General features: G+C 61.8%; 19 protein-coding genes. 8 read left to right on the forward strand and 11 right to left on the reverse strand.

All coding sequences use genetic code 11. The features are described 5' to 3' along the window. From Q1V43_RS02055 to Q1V43_RS02080, 6 genes are all read right to left on the reverse strand, one after another. Positions 1-2,895: sarcosine oxidase subunit alpha family protein (locus tag Q1V43_RS02055; protein ID WP_300513417.1), on the reverse strand; the 2,895-nt coding region annotated here is incomplete at its 3' end. Next, positions 2,892-3,188 (reverse strand): sarcosine oxidase subunit delta, encoded by a 297-nt coding sequence (locus Q1V43_RS02060; RefSeq protein WP_300513419.1) that lies wholly within the window; start codon positions 3,186-3,188, stop codon positions 2,892-2,894. The genes Q1V43_RS02060 and Q1V43_RS02055, both read right to left, overlap by 4 nt. Before the next feature lie 45 nt (positions 3,189-3,233). After that, positions 3,234-4,484: a sarcosine oxidase subunit beta family protein gene (locus Q1V43_RS02065; RefSeq protein WP_300513421.1), complete on the reverse strand. Its 1,251-nt coding sequence runs from the start codon at positions 4,482-4,484 to the stop codon at positions 3,234-3,236. Between the two features lie 371 nt (positions 4,485-4,855). After that, complete coding sequence (locus Q1V43_RS02070) at positions 4,856-5,644, reverse strand: ATP-binding cassette domain-containing protein (RefSeq protein ID WP_300513423.1); 789 nt, start codon at positions 5,642-5,644, stop codon at positions 4,856-4,858. Between the two features lies 1 nt (position 5,645). Continuing rightward, entirely contained in the window at positions 5,646-6,770 is a 1,125-nt protein-coding gene (locus tag Q1V43_RS02075; protein ID WP_300513425.1) for an ABC transporter permease, read from the reverse strand. A gap of 83 nt (positions 6,771-6,853) precedes the next feature. Continuing rightward, positions 6,854-7,804 (reverse strand): sugar ABC transporter substrate-binding protein, encoded by a 951-nt coding sequence (locus Q1V43_RS02080; protein ID WP_300513427.1) that lies wholly within the window; start codon positions 7,802-7,804, stop codon positions 6,854-6,856. 182 nt (positions 7,805-7,986) lie between these two features. Between Q1V43_RS02080 and Q1V43_RS02085 the strand changes: the two genes are divergently transcribed. Further along, positions 7,987-9,000, forward strand: coding sequence for a LacI family DNA-binding transcriptional regulator (locus Q1V43_RS02085; RefSeq protein ID WP_300513429.1), 1,014 nt, complete (start codon positions 7,987-7,989; stop codon positions 8,998-9,000). Positions 9,001-9,118: 118 nt separating this feature from the next. Here Q1V43_RS02085 and Q1V43_RS02090 read toward each other — a convergent pair whose 3' ends face one another. From Q1V43_RS02090 to Q1V43_RS02100, 3 genes are read right to left on the reverse strand one after another with little or no spacing between them, the layout of a single operon-like run. Continuing rightward, positions 9,119-10,252, reverse strand: a complete 1,134-nt coding sequence (locus Q1V43_RS02090; RefSeq protein WP_300513431.1) for a Gfo/Idh/MocA family oxidoreductase — start codon at positions 10,250-10,252, stop codon at positions 9,119-9,121. Between the two features lie 13 nt (positions 10,253-10,265). Then, positions 10,266-11,159: a TIM barrel protein gene (locus Q1V43_RS02095; RefSeq protein WP_300513434.1), complete on the reverse strand. Its 894-nt coding sequence runs from the start codon at positions 11,157-11,159 to the stop codon at positions 10,266-10,268. An 18-nt stretch (positions 11,160-11,177) separates the two neighbouring features. Next, positions 11,178-12,281 (reverse strand): Gfo/Idh/MocA family oxidoreductase, encoded by a 1,104-nt coding sequence (locus tag Q1V43_RS02100; RefSeq protein WP_300513436.1) that lies wholly within the window; start codon positions 12,279-12,281, stop codon positions 11,178-11,180. Positions 12,282-12,401: 120 nt separating this feature from the next. Between Q1V43_RS02100 and iolD the strand changes: the two genes are divergently transcribed. The 7 genes from iolD (at position 12,402) to Q1V43_RS02135 (ending at position 18,889) form a co-directional block, all read left to right on the forward strand. Next, entirely contained in the window at positions 12,402-14,270 is a 1,869-nt protein-coding gene (gene iolD / locus Q1V43_RS02105; RefSeq protein WP_300513438.1) for a 3D-(3,5/4)-trihydroxycyclohexane-1,2-dione acylhydrolase (decyclizing), read from the forward strand. After that, complete coding sequence (gene iolC / locus Q1V43_RS02110; RefSeq protein ID WP_300513440.1) at positions 14,270-15,244, forward strand: 5-dehydro-2-deoxygluconokinase; 975 nt, start codon at positions 14,270-14,272, stop codon at positions 15,242-15,244. The genes iolD and iolC overlap by 1 nt, the downstream gene beginning before the upstream one ends. Positions 15,245-15,256: 12 nt before the next feature. Further along, positions 15,257-16,099 (forward strand): 5-deoxy-glucuronate isomerase, encoded by an 843-nt coding sequence (locus Q1V43_RS02115; RefSeq protein WP_300513442.1) that lies wholly within the window; start codon positions 15,257-15,259, stop codon positions 16,097-16,099. Then, positions 16,096-16,926, forward strand: a complete 831-nt coding sequence (locus tag Q1V43_RS02120) for a class II fructose-bisphosphate aldolase (RefSeq protein ID WP_300513443.1) — start codon at positions 16,096-16,098, stop codon at positions 16,924-16,926. Before Q1V43_RS02115 ends, Q1V43_RS02120 begins: the two co-directional genes overlap by 4 nt. A 1-nt stretch (position 16,927) precedes the next feature. Continuing rightward, positions 16,928-17,917: an inositol 2-dehydrogenase gene (gene iolG / locus Q1V43_RS02125; RefSeq protein ID WP_300513445.1), complete on the forward strand. Its 990-nt coding sequence runs from the start codon at positions 16,928-16,930 to the stop codon at positions 17,915-17,917. 211 nt (positions 17,918-18,128) lie between these two features. Next, positions 18,129-18,632 carry a DsrE/DsrF/DrsH-like family protein gene (locus Q1V43_RS02130; protein ID WP_300513447.1) on the forward strand — a complete coding sequence of 168 codons (504 nt, stop codon included), beginning with the start codon at positions 18,129-18,131 and terminating at the stop codon, positions 18,630-18,632. Positions 18,633-18,664: 32 nt separating this feature from the next. After that, positions 18,665-18,889, forward strand: a complete 225-nt coding sequence (locus tag Q1V43_RS02135; protein ID WP_300513449.1) for a sulfurtransferase TusA family protein — start codon at positions 18,665-18,667, stop codon at positions 18,887-18,889. 3 nt (positions 18,890-18,892) lie between these two features. Here Q1V43_RS02135 and Q1V43_RS02140 read toward each other — a convergent pair whose 3' ends face one another. Beyond that, positions 18,893-20,269, reverse strand: a complete 1,377-nt coding sequence (locus Q1V43_RS02140; protein ID WP_300513451.1) for a cobyrinate a,c-diamide synthase — start codon at positions 20,267-20,269, stop codon at positions 18,893-18,895. Between the two features lie 160 nt (positions 20,270-20,429). Then, positions 20,430-21,644, reverse strand: a complete 1,215-nt coding sequence (gene nrfD, locus Q1V43_RS02145) for an NrfD/PsrC family molybdoenzyme membrane anchor subunit (protein WP_300513453.1) — start codon at positions 21,642-21,644, stop codon at positions 20,430-20,432.

A 21,644-nucleotide genomic window follows, 5' to 3' on the forward strand; every position in this document is an offset into this window, starting at 1 on the left:
GATTTCCTGTCTCTCCAAGGGGTTTACAAGGCGCAGGTGCTCACCCATGCGGTCGAACCCGCCTTTGACGAAACCCAACCCGATCGAGCTTTCCAGGATCGGCGAATAGGCCGCTGAGGTAACATATCCCTGGTCATGGGCGGCATCGACGGGGCCGGTTGCCGCCATCAGGTGCCCGCCGGCCGGCACGTGCTGCCCGGCGTCCACCGGACGCAGGCCCACGAGGTTCAGCGCATCGTCGCCGTTCAACCCGGGCCGCTCGGACAGGATATTGCCGATACAGTCCTTTTTCTTCGACACCATGCGCCCCAGGCCCAGGTTCAGCGCGGTGGTGGTACCGTTCAATTCATTGCCTGCCGCGTGGCCCTTTTCGATCCGCATCACACCAAGCGCCTCTGTGCCATAGGGCACCACGCCGAACGCCTCTCCCGCCGCCATCATCTCGCGCATCAGCGCGTCGCCATAGCGGGTCGGCACGGCGATTTCATAGGCGAGCTCCCCGGAAAACGAGATGCGGAACAGCCGCGCCCGGCAACCACCGCAAACGGAGATTTCTCCGCAGGCCATGAAGGGGAACGCCTCGTTCGAGATGTCATGTTCGGGGTCAACGATCTTCTCAAGCAGCCTGCGCGCGTTCGGACCGGCGACGGCGTATTGCGCCCAGGCCTCGGTGGTCGAGATCAACTGCACGTCCAGTTCGGGCCAGAGGCATTGCCGCGCAAACTCCATGTTGCGATAGACCGGAACCGCATTTGCGGTGGTGGTCGTGACGACGAAATGGTCCTCGGCCAGGCGGGCCGCCGTGCCATCGTCAAAGGCAATGCCATCTTCGCGCAGCATGAGGCCATAGCGCACCTTGCCCACCGGCAGCTTGGCGAAGCCGTTGGCGTAGATCTTGTTCAGGAACGCGGCGGCATCCGCCCCCTGCACGTCGATCTTGCCCAAGGTGGTGACGTCGCAGATGCCAACCGACTTTCGGGTCTGAAGCACCTCGCGGTCCACGGATTGACGCCAATGGGACTCGCCGGGGCGCGGGAACCACTGTGCGCGCAGCCAGTTGCCGACCTCGACAAAGACCGCGCCCTGTTCGCTGGCCCATTTGTGGCTGGGCGTCAGGCGGGTCGTGTGGAACTCCTTGCCCACCGCCCTGCCCGCCAGCGCGCCCATCGCCACTGGCGTATAGGGCGGGCGGAAGATGGTGGTGCCGGTTTGCGGGATAGACTTGCCGGTCAGCTCGGCCATCACCGCCAGCGCGCCCATGTTCGAGGTCTTGCCCTGATCCGTCGCCATACCCAGCGTGGTGTAGCGCTTCAGGTGCTCGACAGAGGTGAAGCCTTCCTGTTGGGCCAGGTTCACATCCTTGACGGTAACGTCGTTCTGGAAGTCGAGCCAGGCGCGTTTGGCGCCTTTGACATGCCAGAAGGGGGTGAGCGCGACAGGCGCATCCTCGGCCTCGGGCAGGTCGGGAACCGTGGCCGTGATACCCAGGTCGGCAAGCGCCTCCACCGCGCCCTGCGCGCCGCCGGACAAAGCCCCGGCGGTGGTCATCTCGCCTTTCGCGGCACCGGCGACCGACTGGCCAACAGGCAGACCGCCTCCGGGCACGAAGGCATGGATGCTGGCATCCCAGACCGGGCGCCCGCGCTGGTGGCAGGTCAGGCCCAGGTTCGGATTCCAGCCGCCGGACATGGCCAGCGCCCCGCAGCGGATCACGCGAGTCCGGCCGGTTGCCAGCCGCACCGTGACCGACGTCAGGCCCAGGCGTCCCTTGGTGTCGGCAATTCGTGCACCGGCCAGCACTTCGGTGCCCTCCATGCCGGGCGTATCCGGGCGGATGTCGATCACGGCGGGCACATCTACCCCCTTGGCGATCAGGTCACGGGCGGTCCTGTGGGCGTCATCATTGTTGGCAAAGACCACCACGCTCTGCGCCGGTGTGGCGGCCCAGCGGTTGACATAGGCCCGCGTGGCTCCGGCCAGCATCACGCCGGGGCGATCATTGTTTTCGAAGGCAATGGGCCGTTCGATGGCACCGGTCGCAACCAGCGCACGTTTCGAATAGATGCGCCAGAGCGTCTGGCGTGGCTTGCCTGCGGCGGGCGCGATCAGGTGGTCGGCATTGCGTTCCACCGCGCCATAGATACCGTGATCGTAGGCGCCGAAAATGGTGGTGCGTGGCATCACCCGCACATTGCCCATCGCCGCAAGCTCGGCCTGCACCTGTGTGGCCCAATCAGCACCGGACATGCCGCCCAGGCCGTGCGTTTCTGACAGAAGGCGGCCGCCCAGCAGGAAATCCTCATCCGCCAGAATGACCTGCGCACCGGCGCGGCCTGCCGTCAGGGCAGCGGCCAGACCCGCGGGCCCCGCCCCGATCACCAGCAGGTCGCAATGCAGGAAACCCTTGTCATAGGCGTCCGGGTCGGGCTCGCCCGTCAGGCTGCCAAGCCCTGCGGCCCTGCGGATCACCGGTTCGTAGAGCTTTTCCCACAAGGCCCTGGGCCACATGAAAGTCTTGTAATAGAAACCCGCGATCAGAAAGTTCGAGAACCGGTCGTTGACCGCCATCATGTCGCGTTCCAGCGAGGGCCAGCGGTTTTGCGAATTGGCTTCGAACCCGTCGAAAATCTCGGCCACCGTGGCACGGGTGTTGGGCTCCTGCCGCCCACCCGAGCGCAGTTCGACCAGGGCATTGGGCTCTTCACTGCCCGCGCTCAGCGGCCCACGCGGGCGGTGGTATTTGAACGAGCGCCCCATCAGGCGCACACCATTGGCCAGGAGGGCAGAGGCGAGCGTGTCGCCCGGGTGGCCGGGGTAGGTTTTGCCGTCGAAGGTGAAATTCAGCGCGGTGGACCGGTCGATCAGCCCCCCGGGCAGGCGGTTCGTCTGGGTCATTGCGCAGCCTCCAGCGCAGGTTCGGCCAGGGCCACGTCGCGGGCCAGCTCCACCCTCAGGATTTCGTGGGTCACGGTGTTGCGCGTCACCACCAGCCAGGAGCGGTCGCCCTGCTCGTGGAACCACAATTCCCGGTGCTCTCCTGCCGGGTTGTCACGCAGGTAGAGGTAGTCGTGGAACGCCTTCGCCGCGCCCTCGGCCTGCCAGTCGGGCCGGTTCATCAGGCTTGCGTCGCCCAGATAGGTAAACTCCTGCGCGTCGCGCGGGCCCAGAAGGGGGTGGTTGATGATCATCGGGTCGGTTCCTCATGTCGCAGGGAGATCAGGACGGGGTGGCCGTCAATGCAGGTTGGGCTGCGCGCCCTGGCCCTTTTCGTCGATCATGTGACCGGTCAGGAACCGGTCCAGGCGATAGGCGGTGGCGGTCTCGTGCGGGCGGTCGGTTTTCAGCAGGTGGGCAAAGCAGTAGCCCGCCGCCGGCGTGGCCTTGAACCCGCCGTAGCACCAGCCTCCGTTGAAATAGAGCCCTTCGATATGGGTCTTGTCGATGAAGGGCGATCCGTCCATCGACATGTCCATGATGCCGCCCCAGCCGCGCAGCAGACGGGCGCGGCCCAGCGCCGGGATCAGCGACATGCCGCTTTCCACCACATCCTCGACCACCGGCAGGTTTCCGCGCTGGGCATAGGAGTTGTACATGTCCAGATCACCGCCAAAGACCAGACCGCCCTTGTCGGACTGGCTGCAATAGAAATGCCCGGCCCCGTAGGTGATCACCCCGGGGATGAAGGGTTTCAGCCCCTCGGAGACGAATGCCTGCAGCACGTGGCTTTCGATCGGCAGGCGCATGCCCGCCATTGCCATGACCCGGCTGGAGCTGCCAGCGACCGAGACGCCGACCTTCTTCGCGCCTATGAAACCGCGCGTGGTCTCAACCCCCAGGCAGGTGCTACCTTCGATATGAAACCCGGTCACTTCGCAGTTCTGGATGATGTCCACGCCGCGCATGTCGGCCCCGCGCGCATAGCCCCAGGCCACCGCGTCGTGGCGCACGGTGCCGCCGCGCCGATGCAAAAGCCCGCCCTTGATCGGGAACCGCGCGTCCTTGAAGTTCAGGAACGGATACATCGCCCGCACGCCCCCGGTGTCCAGCAGCTCGGCATCGGACCCGTTCAGGATCATTGCATTGCCGCGCCTGCGTGCCGCATCACGCTGGGCGTCCGTGTGCACCAGGTTCAGGATCCCGCGCTGGCTGACCATCGCGTTGTAGTTCAGCTCCTGCTCCAGCCCTTCCCAGAGTTTCATCGAGAACTCATAGAAGGGTTCGTTGCCATCCAGCATGTAGTTTGAACGAATGATCGTCGTATTGCGCCCCACATTGCCGCCACCGATCCAGCCCTTTTCCAGCACTGCGATCCGCTGCCCGCCGAACTGCCTGGCCAGGTAATAGGCGGTGGCCAACCCATGGCCGCCCCCGCCGATGATGACATAGTCGTAGGCGGCCTGCGGGGCCGGATCACGCCATTGCGGCTGCCAGCCCTTGTGGCCGGTCAGGCTCTCCTTGATCAATCTCAGAGCGGAATATCGCATGCGGACTCCCCTTGCATTACCCGGGCATTAGCGGGGAATACAAAGGGCTTTGCCGTTGTCGTTTCGGACAAGGTTGCTTTCAGAATCGACAAGGAAACGCCGTTCGGCGTTGATGTTCACGCACTCTTCGTCGGGACGTCGTTGCCCGCAGAGGCAGGCCCGAAGCCTCTGCCCCCTTTGCCGACGGAGTTTGCAAGCAAGCAACAGACCAAATTTGGCCTACCAAAACCTGATGGACACACGGCTGACACAGAGCATGACTGCCGGAGGGATGGGCCCGGGGCCGGTTTTGAGCCCGGGGCCGGGAAGGCGGAACTCGGCAGCCCCGCCCCCTGTCATTTCGCGAACTGGGCAGGGCCGCCATCAAGCCCCTAAACGGTGCCGCCCAGGCTGCCCTCCAGAGCAACCAGTTCCTGCCCGCCAGCCATCATGTCCTGCAATTCGTCCGGCGTGATCTGCCCGCGCTGCGCGGTGCCCAGGGTCTGGCCGCGATTGAGCACGGTGAACCGGTCGCCCACTGCCAGCGCGTGACGCACGTTGTGGGTGATGAAGACCACCGCGATACCCTGTTTTCGCACCTTGTCGATGGTGGCCAGCACATTTGCCGTCTGGCGCACGCCCAGTGCCGAGGTCGGTTCGTCCAGGATCAGCACCTTGGCGCCGAAATGCACCGCACGGGCGATGGCGACAGTCTGACGCTCGCCACCCGACAGGGTGCCGACCGCCTGGTCGGGACCACGCAGGTTGATGCCCATCTTGCGCATCTCTTCCATGGTCACACGGTTTGCGTTCTCGTGGTCGAAGAAGCTGAACGGGCCGATCTTCTTGACCGGTTCGTTGCCCATGAAGAAGTTGCGGCTGACCGACATCAGCGGGATCATCGCCAGGTGCTGGTGCACGGTGGCAATCCCTGCTGCGATGGCGTCACGCGGATCGGCGAAGCTCATCGGTTCACCTTCGAAGAAGATTTCGCCATGGGTCGGTTGATGCACACCGGACATGGTCTTGATGAAGGTCGACTTGCCGGCGCCATTGTCGCCCAGCAGGCAATGGCATTCGCCCGGGAAGACCTCCAGCGAGACGCCTGCCAGCGCGATGACGCTGCCGAAATGCTTCTCGATGTTTTTCATCTGGATGATGGGTGCGTGTTCGGGATTCATCTCAGCGCTCCCCAGTGATTATGCGACGGATATAGGTGTTCAGGATCACGGCGCCCAGCAGGATCACGCCCAGGAAAACCCGGAACAGAGAGCTTTCGACGCCGGCAAAGAACAGGCCCTGCTGGACCACGCCGAAGATCAGTGCGCCCAGAGCGGCCCCCAGGACCGAGCCGTAGCCGCCCGTCAGTAGCGCGCCGCCGATGACCACGGCGATGATGGCCTCGAATTCTTTCAGCAGGCCACGATCGGCACCGGCGGAGCCGAATTCCATCACCTGACAGACGGCAAAGACGGTGGCACAGAAGGCGGTGAACATGAACATCAGGACTTTGACCCGGTTGACCGGCACACCGGAGTTGCGCGCGGCTTCGGCATCTCCGCCCGAAGCGAAAATCCAGTTGCCGAACTTGGTCTTGGTCAAAAGCACATGGCCAAATACAATCAGCACGATCGCCCAGACGATCAGCATTGGAACCCCGTCCACGACCGGTTGACCGGCTCGGGTGCCACGCTCGAATGTGGCGATCAGACCGGCCTCGCCCAGCCAGGTAAACAGCCCCTGCAGGATCTTGCCGCCGAAGATGGGCGCCAGCCAGTCGCCCTCGGCTGCGTCCTTGACGCCGCCAATGATCGTTTTGCGTTCGATCACCTGCGGCAGGAAGATGGTGAAACCGCGCAGGATGAAGAGGAAGGCGAGTGTCACGATAAAGCTGGGAAGGCCCGTTCGGACCACGATCCAGCCATTAAGCGCGCCGATTGACACGCTCATGGCAAAGGTCACGAGGATAGCCATCCAGACCGGCCATCCAAGCGTGACCGAGAAGATCGCGATCATCATCCCCGCGAAACCTATCATTGACCCTACCGACAGGTCGAACTCACCAGCAATCATCAGAAGACAGGCGCCCACGGCGATGATCATGAACTGCGCCGAGACGACGGACCAGTTCAGCACCCCCCGGCTGTTGAACATGCCGCTGTCGAAAGCAAACAGCAGAAAGAAGGTGAACACGGCGATGGTGCCAACGATTCCGCCCAGTTCGGGCCGGATCAACGCTTTGCGGAACGAAGATATTTCCTTGATGCGTTCGTCGGTTTGTGCCGTGGGTGGGGCCGCGTTAGCCATGCGACATCTCCCCGTGAGAAAAGGGTTTCAGGAGTTCGGAAACAAGGGGGGCGCCGCCCGCGCGGCGCCCCCGACCGCGAAGATCAGCGGTATTCGCCCGCGAGTTCTTCGATTTTGGCCAGGCCGTCAGCGGTGACGAAGCCGGGACCGGAGTTGATGTTGTTGCCGGGAAGAACACCGTAGCGGTGGTAATTGGTCATCACGACCACCGGCAGATAGGCCTGCAGGAAGGGCTGCTGGTCGATACCCCACTGGATAACGCCCGACTTGATGCCTTTGACGATTTCGCCGCCCAGATCGAAGGTGCCGAAGTAGATGTCACCGGCCATGCCGTTCTCGTCCAGTGCCAGAAGGGTCGGGTCGGCGGAGGTCGGGCCGAGGGTCAGCACCGCGTCGGTGTCCGGGTTGGCGGACAGATAGGCCAGCACGCGGTTCTTGATCTCGCCCGGGTCCTGACCGGCGTCGATCATCTGGGTTCCAAGCTCGATACCCAGGCCGTCAGCAAAACCCTGGCAGCGCTCTTGCGACGACGGCTGAACGATATAGTGGTTCACACAGAGAAATGACCCGACACCGTCGGCCTTGGCGCGCAGACCGGCCGCATAACCGGCGTCATACTCCGGCTGGCCCACATACATCAGCGCACCGACCTCACGGGCCTTTTCCGGCGAACCGGTGTTCATGATGATGACGTCAACACCGCTGTCCACGGCCGCCCTGATCGGGCCTTCCAGAATGTCGGGGTCTGCCAGTGTCGTGATGATACCGTTCGGACCGGAAGCCGCGGCCTGTTCGATGATCCGCGCCATGTCGGCAAGGTCGCCGGACGGCGGGTTGCGGTATTCGACTTCCACACCCATCTGCTCGCCAGCAAGCGCGAGGCCGTTCTTGATGGTATTCCACCAGCTGTCGCTATCAGGTGCATGGCTGACAAGAATATACTTCTCACCTTCCGCAGACGCCGTGGTCGCGGCGACAAACGGCGCAGCTGCGACCGCGGTTGCAAGCGCCAGTTTCTTTACCAGTGATGTCATGTGATCCTCCCAGTTTCACTTTTTGGACGAAGCCGCGACAAAGGAGCCACGGTCCGACTCAGCTTAAAGCATACCCAAGGCCATTTTGCAACCGGTTGCAATATGAATGACTTCGTTTCATGCTGCATCCAAGCGGAAAACACGCTAAAAGGAGCACACAGGCACGCGAGGACCAGCAAATAATGGCCGTCACATTGAAAGAGGTTGCAGAGCGCGCGGGGGTGTCACGCTCCGCAGTGTCCCGCACATTCACGGAAGGTGCCTCTGTTTCTGACAAAACGCGGCGCAAGGTCGAGAAGGCCGCAAAAGAACTGGGCTACAGCCCCAACGCGCTGGCCTCGTCGCTGACCACGGGACGCACCAAGCTGATCGGGCTGATTTCGAACAACTTCCACAACCCGATCTTCCTGCAGGTCTTTGATCTGTTCACCCGCGGGCTTCAGGACTGCGGATTGCGGCCCTTGCTGGTAAACCTTTCGAATGAGGTCGATCCCGAAAACTCCGTCCGTATGATGCGGCAATATTCAGTTGACGGAGTCGTCGTCGCCTCCTCCACCCTGCCCTCGGGTTTCTCAAAGGCGTTTCGCGATGCCGGGCTCCCGGTAGTCCACGCTTTCGGGCGATCATCGGCCACGCCGCAGGTTCACGTGGTGGGGATCAACAACGTTGAATGTGGTCGCATGGCGGCCCGTGAACTGGTGGCGCGCGGCCATACCCATGTTGCCTTCCTTGGCGGCCCCGAATCCGCAACCTCGACCCAGGACCGCTACTCCGGCTTCATGTCCGAAATGGCAACTCACCCACAGATCAAAACCACCTATTCTTTTGCTGAAGCCTATTCCTTCGATGCTGGTCGACGCGAGATGACGCGCCTTCTGAAAACGGCGCAGGCGCAGGCGCTAGCACAGGCCTATTTCTGTGGCGACGATGTGCTGTCAATCGGAGCGCTCTCCGCAATCGAAGACAGCGGCCTGCAGGTGCCCGACGACATTGGCATCATCGGGCTCAACGACATGGAGATGGCCCGGTGGGAAAACATCAACCTGACCACCATCCACCAGCCGATCCGCCAGATCATCACCTCGTCGATCGAGCTGATGGTGGCCATGTTGGACGACCCTGATCGCCTGCCCGAGGCACGGATTTTCCCTTGTTCCGTGGTGGAGCGCGGGACGCTGAAACCCGTCAGCGGTTAGCAGCGGCCAGCGGCGAAGTCGGATTCTGGTTTTGCTTTAAAATCAAATATTTGGCGCGCAGCCTAAAAGAATGGAAACCGGGCGCCAACCCGGTTTTCAAATCAATTGCTTGCGCGCGTTAGCGGAAGATAGACGGCCGTGCGTCCATCCAGGCGCCGCCATTTTTGGCCGAGGCCACCGCCGTGTGGACTGCCGCCATCGAACGCACGCCATCCGCGGCACCGGGCAGGCCGTCGCGTGTCTCGCCACGGATCGCGTCAGCCAGATCGCAGTATATGTTGGCCACCGCCAAGGGAAATCCCTCAGGGTGTGCGATGGCAACTCGCGACAGGCGCTCGGCATCCGCGTGCAGACCACCCTCCCCCTTCTCGATGATCTGGGTGCGCGCCCCGACCGGAGTATAGATCAACTGGTTCGGTTGCTCCGAAGCCCAACGCAGACCGCCCGTTTCACCGAATACCTGAATGTCAAAGCCATGCTGCCGACCGATCGCAACCGACGAGGTCCAGAGACGCCCGACAGTCCCGCCTGCGGTGCGGAAATTGACCATCGCATCGTCCTCCAGTTCACGACTGGCAACGGTCGAAGCGAAGTCGGCCGACAGGGTCTCGACCTCGTCGTTGGCAATGAAGCTGGCCATGTGCAACGCATGAATGCCGCAATCGGCGAATTGCCCGGAAACCCCCGCCATTTCAGGGTCATAGCGCCAACGGACCCGTGGATTATCCGCATCCGTCGCGTCGCCGTGGTGGCCATGGCTGAAGGCTGTCACCACCAGCCGCACCTTGCCGATCTCACCTGCCTTGACCATTGCACGGGCCTGCCGGACCATCGGATAGGCCGAGTAGCAATAATTCACCGCGCAGATCTTGCCGGTTTGCTCGGCCACGCGGACGATCTCTTCGCCTTCTTCGACGGTCATCGTCATCGGCTTTTCGCAAAGCACGTTGAACCCGGCTTCAAGAAAGGCCTTGGTGATCTCGAAATGTGTCGAGTTGGGGGTAGCGACGGTGACAAGATCAATCCGGTCGTCGCGGTCCCTTTCGCCCGCCAGCATTTCCGTCCAGTCGCCATATGCACGGTCAGCGGCCACCCCAAGACGCTGCGCATATTCGCGCCCTGCCTCGGGCCGGTGATCCAACGCACCGGCGGCCAGCTCGAAATGCCCATCGGCCAGAGCGCCCAGGCGGTGGGCCGGTCCGATCTGGCTGCCTTCACCCCCGCCGATCATGCCCCATTTCAGTTTTGCCATGGCTCGGATCTCCTCAGTTGAAGCCAATCGATTCAAGGTATTCGCGGTTTTTCCCCGCATCGCCCAGCGGGTCCGGGTCGAGCGTCGGATCGCAGTCCTGTTCGACCGTGCACCAGCCCTCGAACTTGGCGTCCAGCAGCACCTGGCGCACGGCGGGAAAGTCCACGTCACCCTCGCCGAGGTTGCAAAAGATCCCCTGCCCGCAGGCGTCATAGAAACCGGTGCGACTGGCGATGACATCCGCCTTCACCTTCGGGTCGATATCCTTGAAATGCATGTAGGAAATCCGCCCCACGTGCCGTTTCATGAAGGCAACCGGATCGAAACCCGCATAGGAATGGTGGCCGGTATCGAAGCATATCTTCAGGAGGTTTTCGTCCACCTCATTCAACAGGCGCTCCAGCTCGGGTTCGAAATCCATGAACCCCGCGGCATGGGCGTGGATACCCACGGTCAAGCCGTATTCTTCGGTCCCGATGCGGGCGCTTTCGGCAATCCGGTCGCGATAGGCCTGCCATTCAGCTTTGTCCATCTGTTCGGCCTCTGCCGCCCGCCCTGCAGTGGGCGCACGGCGCGGGCTGATCGAGTCGATCAGAACCAGGTGCCGGGCTCCATGCGCCTGCAACGAACGTGCGGTGCGGTGGGTGGCATCCAGCACGTCGTCCCAGGCCTTCGGGTCGTGATAGGGGCGGAACACCACGCCGCCAATCAGCGTCAGGTCATGTTCGGCCAGCCCCTCACCCAGTTCCACCGGGTCTTCGGGCATGAACCCAACGGGTCCAAGCTCGATCCCCTTGTAGCCCGCAGCGGCGCAGTCCTTCAGCACTTTCTGCCAGGTCGGATTGCGCGGATCGCCCGCGAACTCCACGCCCCAGGAACAGGGCGCATTGCCAATTCTGATGCTCATCCGTTTCGTCTCCGATGCTCAGTAATCGTTGATATTCTTCCAAGCCTGATCCCTGGCGGAGCCCAGCCCCGCCGCGATCACCCTGTTCACCTCATGCCCGTCGCGAAAGGTGGGCCACACCGCTTCGCCGGTCTCGATGGCGCGCAGGAAGTCGCGCGCCTCGATGATGATCTGGTCCTGGTAGCCGGTGCCGTGACCGGGGCCCTGGCAGAAGGGTTCATAATCCGGGTGGGCCGGGCCGGTCAGGATCTTTCGAAAGCCGCGCTCCGCGTCGGGATCGGCCATGCGATAGAGCCACAATGCGTTCTGATCCTCTTGATCAAATCGGATCGCCCCTTTTGTGCCCGTAATTTCATAGGCATAGCCCATCTTTCGCCCGGTCGCGATCCTGCTGAAATACATGGCCCCCATGGCGCCGTTTTCGAACCTCACCATCATCTGGGCGTGGTCGTCATTTGTCACCTTGCCACCGGGTCGATTTTTGTGAACGGTTTCAACTTCGGCCATGACCCGCGCGATCGGACCCATCAGGGCCAGCGCTCCGTTGATCATATGCGGAGCGAGATCACCCATCGTACCGTTCGCCATGCCGCTGGTGCGCCAGGTCGCGGGGGCCTGGGGATCGGCATAAAAGTCCTCGGTATGTTCGCCGCGGAACCAGGTGATCTCGCCGATCTCACCCCCAGCAATCAGAGCGCGGGCGTACTGGCTGGCGGGGGTGCGGATATAGTTGAAGCCGACCATGTTGGCGACACCGGAGTCCCGGGCTGCCGTGACCATGGCCGCACTGTCCTCCAGCGAGGCTCCCAAGGGTTTTTCGCAAAAAACCGGTTTGCCCAGGGCAAGGGCTGCTTCGGCGATCTGGCGGTGGAGCTCCTGCGGTGTGGCAATGACCACGGCGTCGATCAGCGGGTCGTTCACCAAGGTTTGCCAGTCATCGGTAGCCCGGGCGAATCCATAGGCGCGCCGGTAGCGTTCGGCGCTGTCCGATGACGAGGCGCAGATCATTTCCAGCCGGGGCCGCAGCGTGGTGTTGAACACCGCGCCGACCGAGGCCATGGCCACGGAATGGGCCTTGCCCATGTAGCCGCCGCCAAGAATGCCGATGCCAATTTCTGACATGCGATCCGCCCTCCATTTTGAAAACTGTTTGCAACCGGTTGCAAAAACTGTATCGTGTGAATCGAAAACTCGCAAGCTGCATTCGGCATGGCGCCGAAAAATCCGGGGGAGCCCGCAGACATGACCACACAGACCGACACCATCCGCCTCACCACTGCGCAGGCGATTATTCGTTGGCTTACCAACCAGTTCATCGAAATCGACGGAAAGGAAATGCGCCTGTGTGGCGGCGGTTTCGGCATTTTTGGCCATGGCAATGTGACCTGCCTGGGCGAGGCGTTGAACACGGTGCGCGAAGAGCTGCCGCTCTATCGCGGGCAGAATGAACAGAGCATGGGATTCGCCGCGGCAGGCTACGCCAAGGCCTGGCTGCGCCAGCGTTTCATGTTCTGCACGGCAAGCGCCGGGCCCGGCACCGCGAACCTGGTGACAGCCGCCGGGCTGGCCCATGCGAATCGCCTGCCGATGCTGATGCTTTGCGGCGATACGTTCCTGACCCGCCTGCCGGACCCGGTGCTGCAACAGATGGAGAATTTCAACGATCCGACCTTTGGCGTGAATGACGCGTTCAAGCCGGTCAGCCGCTATTGGGATCGCATCTGCCATCCGGCGCAGGTGATCCAGTCGCTGCCCGCCGCCATCGCCACCCTGCTGGATCCGGCGGATTGCGGCCCGGCTTTCATCGGCCTGCCGCAGGACGTGCAGGGGTGGACCTATGACTACCCGGTCAAGTTCTTCGAGAAGAAGGTGCATCGCATTCGCCGTCAGTCTCCGGACGAGGCCGAGATCGCGGACGCGGTTGCCGCGCTGGCCCGGGCCGAGCGTCCGATGATCATCGCGGGGGGCGGTGTGCAGTATTCCCGTGCGGTGGAAGAGCTGACCACCTTCGCCGAAACCCATCAGATCCCGGTGGTCGAAACCATCGCCGGTCGTGCCAACATGCTGGCGACCCATCCGCTGAACATCGGCCCCATCGGCGTGACCGGCTCCGACAGCGCCAATGCGGTGGCGGAAAAAGCCGATGTGATCGTCGCCGTGGGCACACGCCTGCAGGACTTCACCACCGGGTCGTGGACGGCTTTTGCCATGGATGCACGGTTCGTCTCCGTGAACGCCGCGCGCCACGATGCGGCCAAGCACATGTCTTTGCCGGTGGTGGGAGACGCCAGGCTGAGTCTCGCCGCACTGGACGCGGCCAGTGACTACAAGGCGCCCGCCGATTGGGTTGCCTATGCCAGGAAGGAACGCAGGAACTGGGATGATTACGTGGCCGAAAACGTATCATACGGCAACGGCCCAAACTCCTATGCCCAGGCAATCGGTGTCGTGAACACGCTTTGTGACAGCCGCGACCGTGTGGTCGCCGCCGCCGGTGGCCTGCCCGCCGAGGTGACGGCCAACTGGCGTACACTCGACGTCGGCACGGTGGACGTGGAATTCGGCTTCTCCTGCATGGGCTACGAAATCGCCGGTGCCTGGGGCGCCCGCATCGCCCAGGCGCAGATGGAGCCCGATCAGGACGTGATCACCTTCTGCGGCGACGGCTCCTACATGATGCTGAACTCGGATATCTATTCCAGCGTTCTGTCGGGCAAGAAAATGATCGTCATGGTGATGGACAACGGCGGGTTTGCGGTCATCAACAAGCTGCAGAACAACACCGGGAACCAGAGTTTCAACAACCTTCTGGAGGACTGCCCGACCATTCCGGAACCTTTCGGCGTGGATTTCGTGGCCCATGCGGCCTCCATGGGGGCGGCGGCCGAGAAGGTCTCCAACCCGGCGGAACTGGGCGAAGCATTCAAACGCGCCAAGGCCTCGGACAAGACATATGTGATCGTGATGGACGTGGACCCCTACGAGGGCTGGACCGCTCAGGGCCACGCCTGGTGGGAGGTCGGCACACCGCATATCACCGAGGATGACACCGTGCGAGCGGCCCATGTGGATTGGGAATCCTCCCGCGACAAGCAAAGAAGGGGCGTGTGATGCGGCTGACCGAGGGTATCAAGGGCAATCGTTTTGCTGTCTTCGGGCGCGCGGGCATGGACATGTTCGCCGACCCCGTGGGGGTGAAAAGCGAGGATGCGACCACCTTCCGCGCCGACCTGGGCGGATCGTCGGCCAATATCTGCGCGGGGCTTGTGAAACTGGGGTCCGAAGCGGCGCTGGTCACATCGGTCTCGAATGACGCGGTGGGCCGGTTCTGTGTGAACCAGCTGAAGGATTACGGCGTCGAAACGCGCTATGTCCGGTCTGTCGGGGGCGAGGCGCGCACCTCGCTGGCGGTCTATGAAAGCTGCATCGAGGACTTCCAGAACGTCATCTATCGCAATGGTGCCGCCGATTTTCATGTTACCGAAGCGGACATGGATGCGGTTGATTATTCCGCCTATACGGCCCTGATCACCGCGGGTACGGTCTTTGCCTCGGAACCTTCGCGCTCTGCCACCTTCCGTGCCTTCGACCTGGCCCGCGAGGCGGGGCTGCCGGTGATCTTCGACATCGACTATCGCCCCTATAGCTGGCCCTCGCCCGAGGTTGCCGCCGAGGTACTGACCCGCGCTGGTGAGGCCAGCGACCTTATCGTCGGCAATGACGAGGAATTCGGCTTCATGGCTGGGGGGATCGAGAAGGGGCTCGACAAGGCGCGTGCCCTGGCGGCCGAGGGGCGCATGGTGGTCTACAAGATGGGACACGAAGGCGCGATTACCCTGGTTGACGGGGAGGAAATCCGCACCGGAATTTACCCTGTTACCGCCGTCAAACCCAATGGCGCCGGCGACAGTTTCATGGCGGGCCTGCTGGCCTCCATCGCTGCGGGTCACAGCCTGCGTGATGCCGTTCTGCGCGGTTCCGCCTGCGCGTCGATCGTCGTTTCGCAGCCCGGCTGCGCCAATGCCATGCCCACAACCGCCGAGCTTGAGGCCTTCCTGGCTTCGCATCCCGGCCCAACAGAATGAAAGGAGAGCCCAATGCATATTGCGCCCCATGACAACAAGAACAAACCCATCGTGGACGCCGATCATGACCTGGTGCCCCTGAACTACTTCAATATCGTCAAGCTGAAGCGCGGCGAAGTGTTCGAATACGCCGTACCCGGATATGAGACCTGCGTCGTCCCCGCCACCGGCACCGTGGATGTGGACGTGGAGGGCGCAGTCTATCCGGACCTGGGCAACCGGACCGATGACGTGTGGGACGGTGAACCCGAAGGGGTCTATGTGCCGGTCGGCGCAAAAGTGCGCATCACCTGCAAGACCGATGAAACCGAGACCTTCATCGCCGGTGCGAAATACGACAAGGTGCTTGAGCCCTTCGATGTGCGTGCCGACGCGCTTGACGTGGTGCAATACGGGTCCGACGACACCAAGACCCATCGCAAGATCAAGCATATCCTGGGGGCGAACCATCATGAAAAGGTCGGCCGCCTGCTGGTCAGCGAGCTTTATACAGTCGGCGAAGGCGGTTGGTCGGGTTTCCCATCCCACAAGCACGACACAGATCGCCTGCCGGACGAAACCCGCCACGACGAGACCTACAACTTTCGTTTCAAGCCAAACTACGGCTCGGGCCTGCAGATGCTCCAGCGCGAGGACAACACGCCGGGGGATGCCTATCACATCATGGATGGATCGACGATCTGCATCGACAAGGGCTATCACCCCTGCGCGGTCCTGCCGGGCTACCAGATGTATTACTTCACCATTCTGGGCGGTCTCACGCAGCGCAGCCTGAAACAGTATTTCCAACCGACCCACGCCGAGCAGCTGCATACGATCCCCGGCATCATGGACATGGTGGCCAAATTCAAATGAGCCTGGTCACACTTGCCGATGTATTGAAACCCGCCCTGCGCGACGGCTTTGCCGTGGCAGGGCTGGTCACGCTGGGTTGGGAAGACATGCGCGCCTATGTGGCCGCAGCGGAAGCCGAGGATGTCCCCGTGATCCTGCAGGCCGGACCCTCCTGTCGTGAACACACGCCCCTGCCCGTGCTGGGCAAGATGTTTCGCCATCTGGCCGAAGCGGCGTCAGTGCCTGTCGTCGCCCATCTTGACCACGGCTATACGTTCGACGAATGCCGCGAGGCGATCGACAGCGGGTTCACCTCGGTCATGTTCGACGGCTCCCGCAAACCGCTCCGGCAGAATATCGACGAAACCGCCGCGATTGCCGAGATGGCCCATGGGGCCGGGGTGTCGTGCGAAGGCGAGATCGGTTTCGTCGGCTATTCCGGTGGCGAGGGGTCCGCCGGCACCGACCCGCAGGAGGCTGCGCAGTTTGCCCGCGAAAGCGGCGTGGATGCAATGGCGATTTCGGTGGGCAACGTGCACCTGCAACAGGACAAGCAAGGCGGGTTGGATGTAGCCCGTATTCGTGCGATCGAGGCGTTGACCGGGGTGCCATTGGTGATCCATGGCGGATCGGGGGTACCGGTCGCGCAACGCTCCGACCTCGCGCGTGGTTCGAATATCTGCAAGTTCAACATCGGGACCGAGCTGCGCATGGCCTTCGGTCAGGCGCTGCGTGACGCCGTGAACGCAGACCCGGAGCGTTTCGACCGGGTGCAGATACTGAAAGAAACCCACGACCCGGTTGTGACCGCTGCACGCCGCGTCCTGCAAGCCTTCAAGGGAGCCTGACATGGTACGGATCGGACTTCTTGGATGTGGAAGGATCGGACAGGTTCACGCGCGCTCCATCAGCCAGATCGAAGGCGCCAAAGTGACTGCAGTGGCGGATGCCTTCGCCGAGCCTGCTCAAGCACTTGCCGACCGCAGCGCGGCGCAGGTTCTGGAGCCTCTGGCACTGATCAACAGCCCCGAGGTGGACGCGATAGTCATCGGCACGCCAACGGACACGCACTACGACCTGATCAAGGCCGCCGCCCGCGCGGGCAAGGCCATCTTCTGCGAAAAACCCGTCGATCTGTCCGCGGACCGCATTCGCGACTGTATCAAGGTCGTCGAGCGCGCCGCTGTCCCCTTCCTGACCGCCTTCAACCGACGTTTCGATCCGAACTTCGCCGACCTGCAAGCACGGTTGCGACAGGGGCAGATCGGCGAGGTCGAGATCGTGACAATCCAGTCACGCGATCCGTCACCGCCGCCGCTCAGCTACATCGCAGGCTCGGGCGGATTGTTCCGCGACATGATGATCCACGACCTGGATATGGCGCGTTTCCTGTTGGGCGAGGAGTTGGTGCGCGTCTATGCGGTCGGTTCCGCACTTGTAGACCCCGAAATCGGGCATGCCGGCGATGTTGACACAGCAGCCGTCACCCTGACCACCACCAGCGGCAAGATCTGCCAGATCACGAACTCGCGCCGTGCCAGTTATGGCTATGACCAGCGGATCGAAGTGCATGGATCGGGCGGGATGCTCCGTGCCGAAAACGTGCTTGAAACCACCGTGGAATTGGCAACCGCGTCCGGTTTCAGCCGCGCTCGGGCGCAGCATTTCTTTCTCGATCGCTACGCGGCAGCCTACAAGGCGGAGATGCTCCATTTCATCGAAGCGATCGCGGCCGGAACAGATCCCTCTCCGAATTTGCATGACGGCCTTCGAGCCCAGCTTTTGGCGGATGCAGCCACCCTGTCACTTACAGAAGGAACACCGGTGGACTTGTCCTGACAGGGGGCATTGCGCGCATGTTGGGCCGTGGCCTCATCGCGCATTTCTGGGCTGCGATGGGACGCGGCTGAACGGAGGAAGGACGCAGGACCGGCCCCTTCCCCGTTCAGCCCGGTCAGACCCGACCCCACCCCGCTCACAAATTGTTGGATATATATATTTTTCGTGATATGTATTATATGAAATATTCAGATGTGTTTGGGAGGGCGCGATGCTGGATACGCAAGACATTGAAAATGCCAAGAGCATGTCAATCATCGTTACCAAGGGATCTCTGGACTGGGCCTACCCGCCCTTCATCCTTGGAACGACAGCGGCCGCGATGGATGTCGATGTGACGATGTTTTTCACGTTCTACGGGCTGCCGCTTTTGAAGAAGGACCTGAACCTCAAGTTCACGCCGCTCGGCAACGCAGCGATGGAAATGCCCATGATGGGTGGTCACATGGCCATGCCCAACATCGTCGGCATGCTGCCCGGTGTCGGGGCCGCAGCAGGTACCATGATGAAAAACCTGATCAAAAAGAAGGGCGTCGCATCCATTGAGGAGCTTCGCGAGGCAGCGGTTGAGTCCGATGTAAAAATGATCGGCTGCCAGATGACCCTGGACCTTTTCGAATACAAGGCCGAGGACATGATCGACGAAATGGAGATCGGTGGCGCAGCGACCTACATGGAGAAGGCGCTGAAATCCGACGTCAACCTCTTCATTTGACGCAACCAGACCACCATCAGGGAGAATGTTAAGTGGCTGACCAAGTTCTCAACGCAGAGGGGCTCAACTGCCCGCTTCCGATCCTGCGAGCCAAGAAGGCGATCAAGGGTATGAGCGCCGGCGAAGTGCTGGAAGTGCGGTCAACAGACCCGGGTTCAGTGGCCGATTTCGCGGCGTTCTGCAAGCAAACCGGAAACGACCTTCTGAGCTCGACCAGCGAAGGCGACATTTACAAGTTTGAAATCAAGGTTTCCTGAACTTCACGCCGATCGTGATTTCACCGCGACGCGTTCGCGCGCCGCGGACACGAATTCCAGAAAATCCGTGACCCAAGGCGTTTGAGCCGTGTGTCTCAAGTGGAAGAACCCCGCTTGGGTGTTGCCTTGTACCAGCGCATCATACCGGCCCGTGATGCCATGCCCGCGGGTAACTTTTCGCCCGAACACCGGGTTTTTCAGGTTCTCCAGGCGCGCATAGTGGAACTCGTGAGCGCGCTGCTCGCCCCGTGCGCTGGGCCAGGAAGCAGCAGGCGATGTCGTGAAGCCAACGTACCCCCGCCCCTGCGGGACGTCATGCATGACGGCATCTGCTTCGAAGAAACCGGCCATCGGATAAACTTTGCCTTCCCATTCCAGTGACCGGCAAAGATACATCAAGCCACCGCATTCGGCATAGGTGGGAAGCCCGGAAACCAGCGCCTTGCGGATGCTCATTCGCATCGACGTGTTCGCCGACAGCGCAGCCGCGTGCACTTCGGGAAACCCTCCGCCGATGAACAACCCGTCCACATCGGGCAAACAGGACTCCCGGATTGTATCAACTGGAACAAGCTCGGCGCCTGCGGCCTCGAACGCTTCAAGATCGTCGGGGTAGTAGAAACCAAAGGCTTCATCCCTCGCGATTCCTATTCGCAGGCCCCGCATGTTTGGCGGGGGGGCTTCAACCAATTGCACAGGCGGAAACGTCATGGCCGACGCGGCGATATCCACAAGACGATCGACGTCAACAAACTGTGCCACCCGGGTTCCGGCCCGATCGACGAACCCCTCCGTTCGGGATGTATCCGAAGGTGTCGTGAGGCCAAGGTGTCGCTCGGAAATATCAAGGTCGGCAGACGCGCCGATGGCCCCCAGGACTTCGATTTCCGTATAGGTTTCAACTGCCTGACGCAGCTTTTCTTCATGGCGGCTGCCGCCGGTCTTGTTCAGGATGACTCCGGCAATCCGAACCTCCGGATCGAAATCTGTGTACCCGCGCAGGAGCGGCGCGATCCCGCGTGTCATACCTTTGGTATCGATCACCAGGACCACTGGAATTCTCAGCAGTTTCGCAAGTGCCGCATTTGAATCGCTGCCGTCAGTCGCCACACCGTCATAGAGCCCCTTGTTGGCCTCGATAAGGCTGATGTCCGCTCCTGCGGCCTTTCCCTGGAAGAGACTGCGGATTTCGTTCCGGGTCATGGTGTTGAAATCCAGGTTGTAAGCGGCCCGGCCCGCCGCAAGCCGGAGCCACATCGGATCTATGTAGTCCGGCCCCTTCTTGAACACTGCAGTCTTGTGGCCCCGGGCCACCAGCGCGGAGGTGATCCCGGCAGAAACCACGGTCTTCCCTGACGACTTGTGCGCCGCCGCGACCATTATTCTGGGCAGACAAGTCAAGCGGCCTCCAAATCAAATCTGTCGCGATTTTTACCAACCAAGAGACCTCCTGATTGGGGTTCAAACCTCGAAATGGACCTGCGAATTTCCAGCATGGTCAATGTCGAGGATGCATAGGGAACAATCGGGGCGTGCGGCATTATTCCTGACCCTTCCCTGCGAGGTTCTGATCCGAGAGGGTGGTCGGGACTATGCGTAAAACCCTGGCGCCAAGCCCGGTCGCAAACAGGGCAAGCGCGCCCCCTCCAATTCCAAGGAAAACTTCGGGGACGCTTGGCGCGTAGCCGGCAACCTGCCCGTCGAAGAAAGTGGACGAAACCTCGTATCCCGGGAAGATCTCCATCGGGTAGGCCTGCCCGCCGATGACAATCACATAGATTTGCGCAACCCCACCCAGGATGACGAGAAGACACACAGCCGAGGCCAGGCCCGGGGAAACGGGTGTTTTGCGACCATAGACAAGGGCAAGTGGTACAAGGCTTCCGACAACAATCTGCCCGATCCAAAAGAGCAGGGGAAATACACCTCCGTCAAACAGGATGAACGCCTCGAATCCCGTATGCTCTGCCGCATAGAGATTGGTCAGGTGCTGAAGAACAGTGAAATAGAGCACAACCGCCACGAAAAGCGCCAGCAGACGCGTGAGGCGCTCGATCAGCGTCTGGCCAAGCGGGCAACGCGCCAACACGCAAAGGCCCTGAAGAACCAGGACGAACACCGCCAGTCCAAGGGCAAAGGACATTGCGATGAACAAGGGTGCCATGACGGCCGCATCGTAACCGGGCCGCGCCACCAGCCAGCCAAATATCGAACCGGTGCCGGTCGTCAACGCCAGCCGCCAGACAAATGCCAGAAGCCCGGCGGGCTTCACCCATTTCGGGTGCACATTCCGGTCCATTTGAACCCACAGGTAAACCGCAACGATCGCGAGGAACCCGGAGTACAGAAGAATGTTCCAGGTGAAAATCGAGGTAAAATTGAAATGCGTCATCTGGACGATCAAACGATCCGGGCGACCCAGATCCAGAACGAGGACGGACAGACCTCCGAGAAGAAGCGAAATGGCAAGCAGGCCGGAAAGGCGCGACAGGGGTTTGTAGATTTTCCTGTCAAAGACGCTTGCCATCGACGCCACGTTGAGCGCACCGGACGCGGCCACGATCAGGAAAATCGCGAATACATGGGGCATGCCCCAGACGATCTGGTTCGTCATGCCGGTTGCCACATGGCCACGGTGCTCGACATACAGGAACGCCCCCAGGCCGCTCAGCACAAAGGCGGCCAGAAGCGCCGCCGCAGCCCACAGGCGGGGGCTGACGGGTATCTCGCGGTAAATCGTCCTTTCAATGGCCAT

Source organism: Aliiroseovarius sp., from assembly GCF_030148435.1.
Taxonomy (GTDB): domain Bacteria; phylum Pseudomonadota; class Alphaproteobacteria; order Rhodobacterales; family Rhodobacteraceae; genus JASBTN01.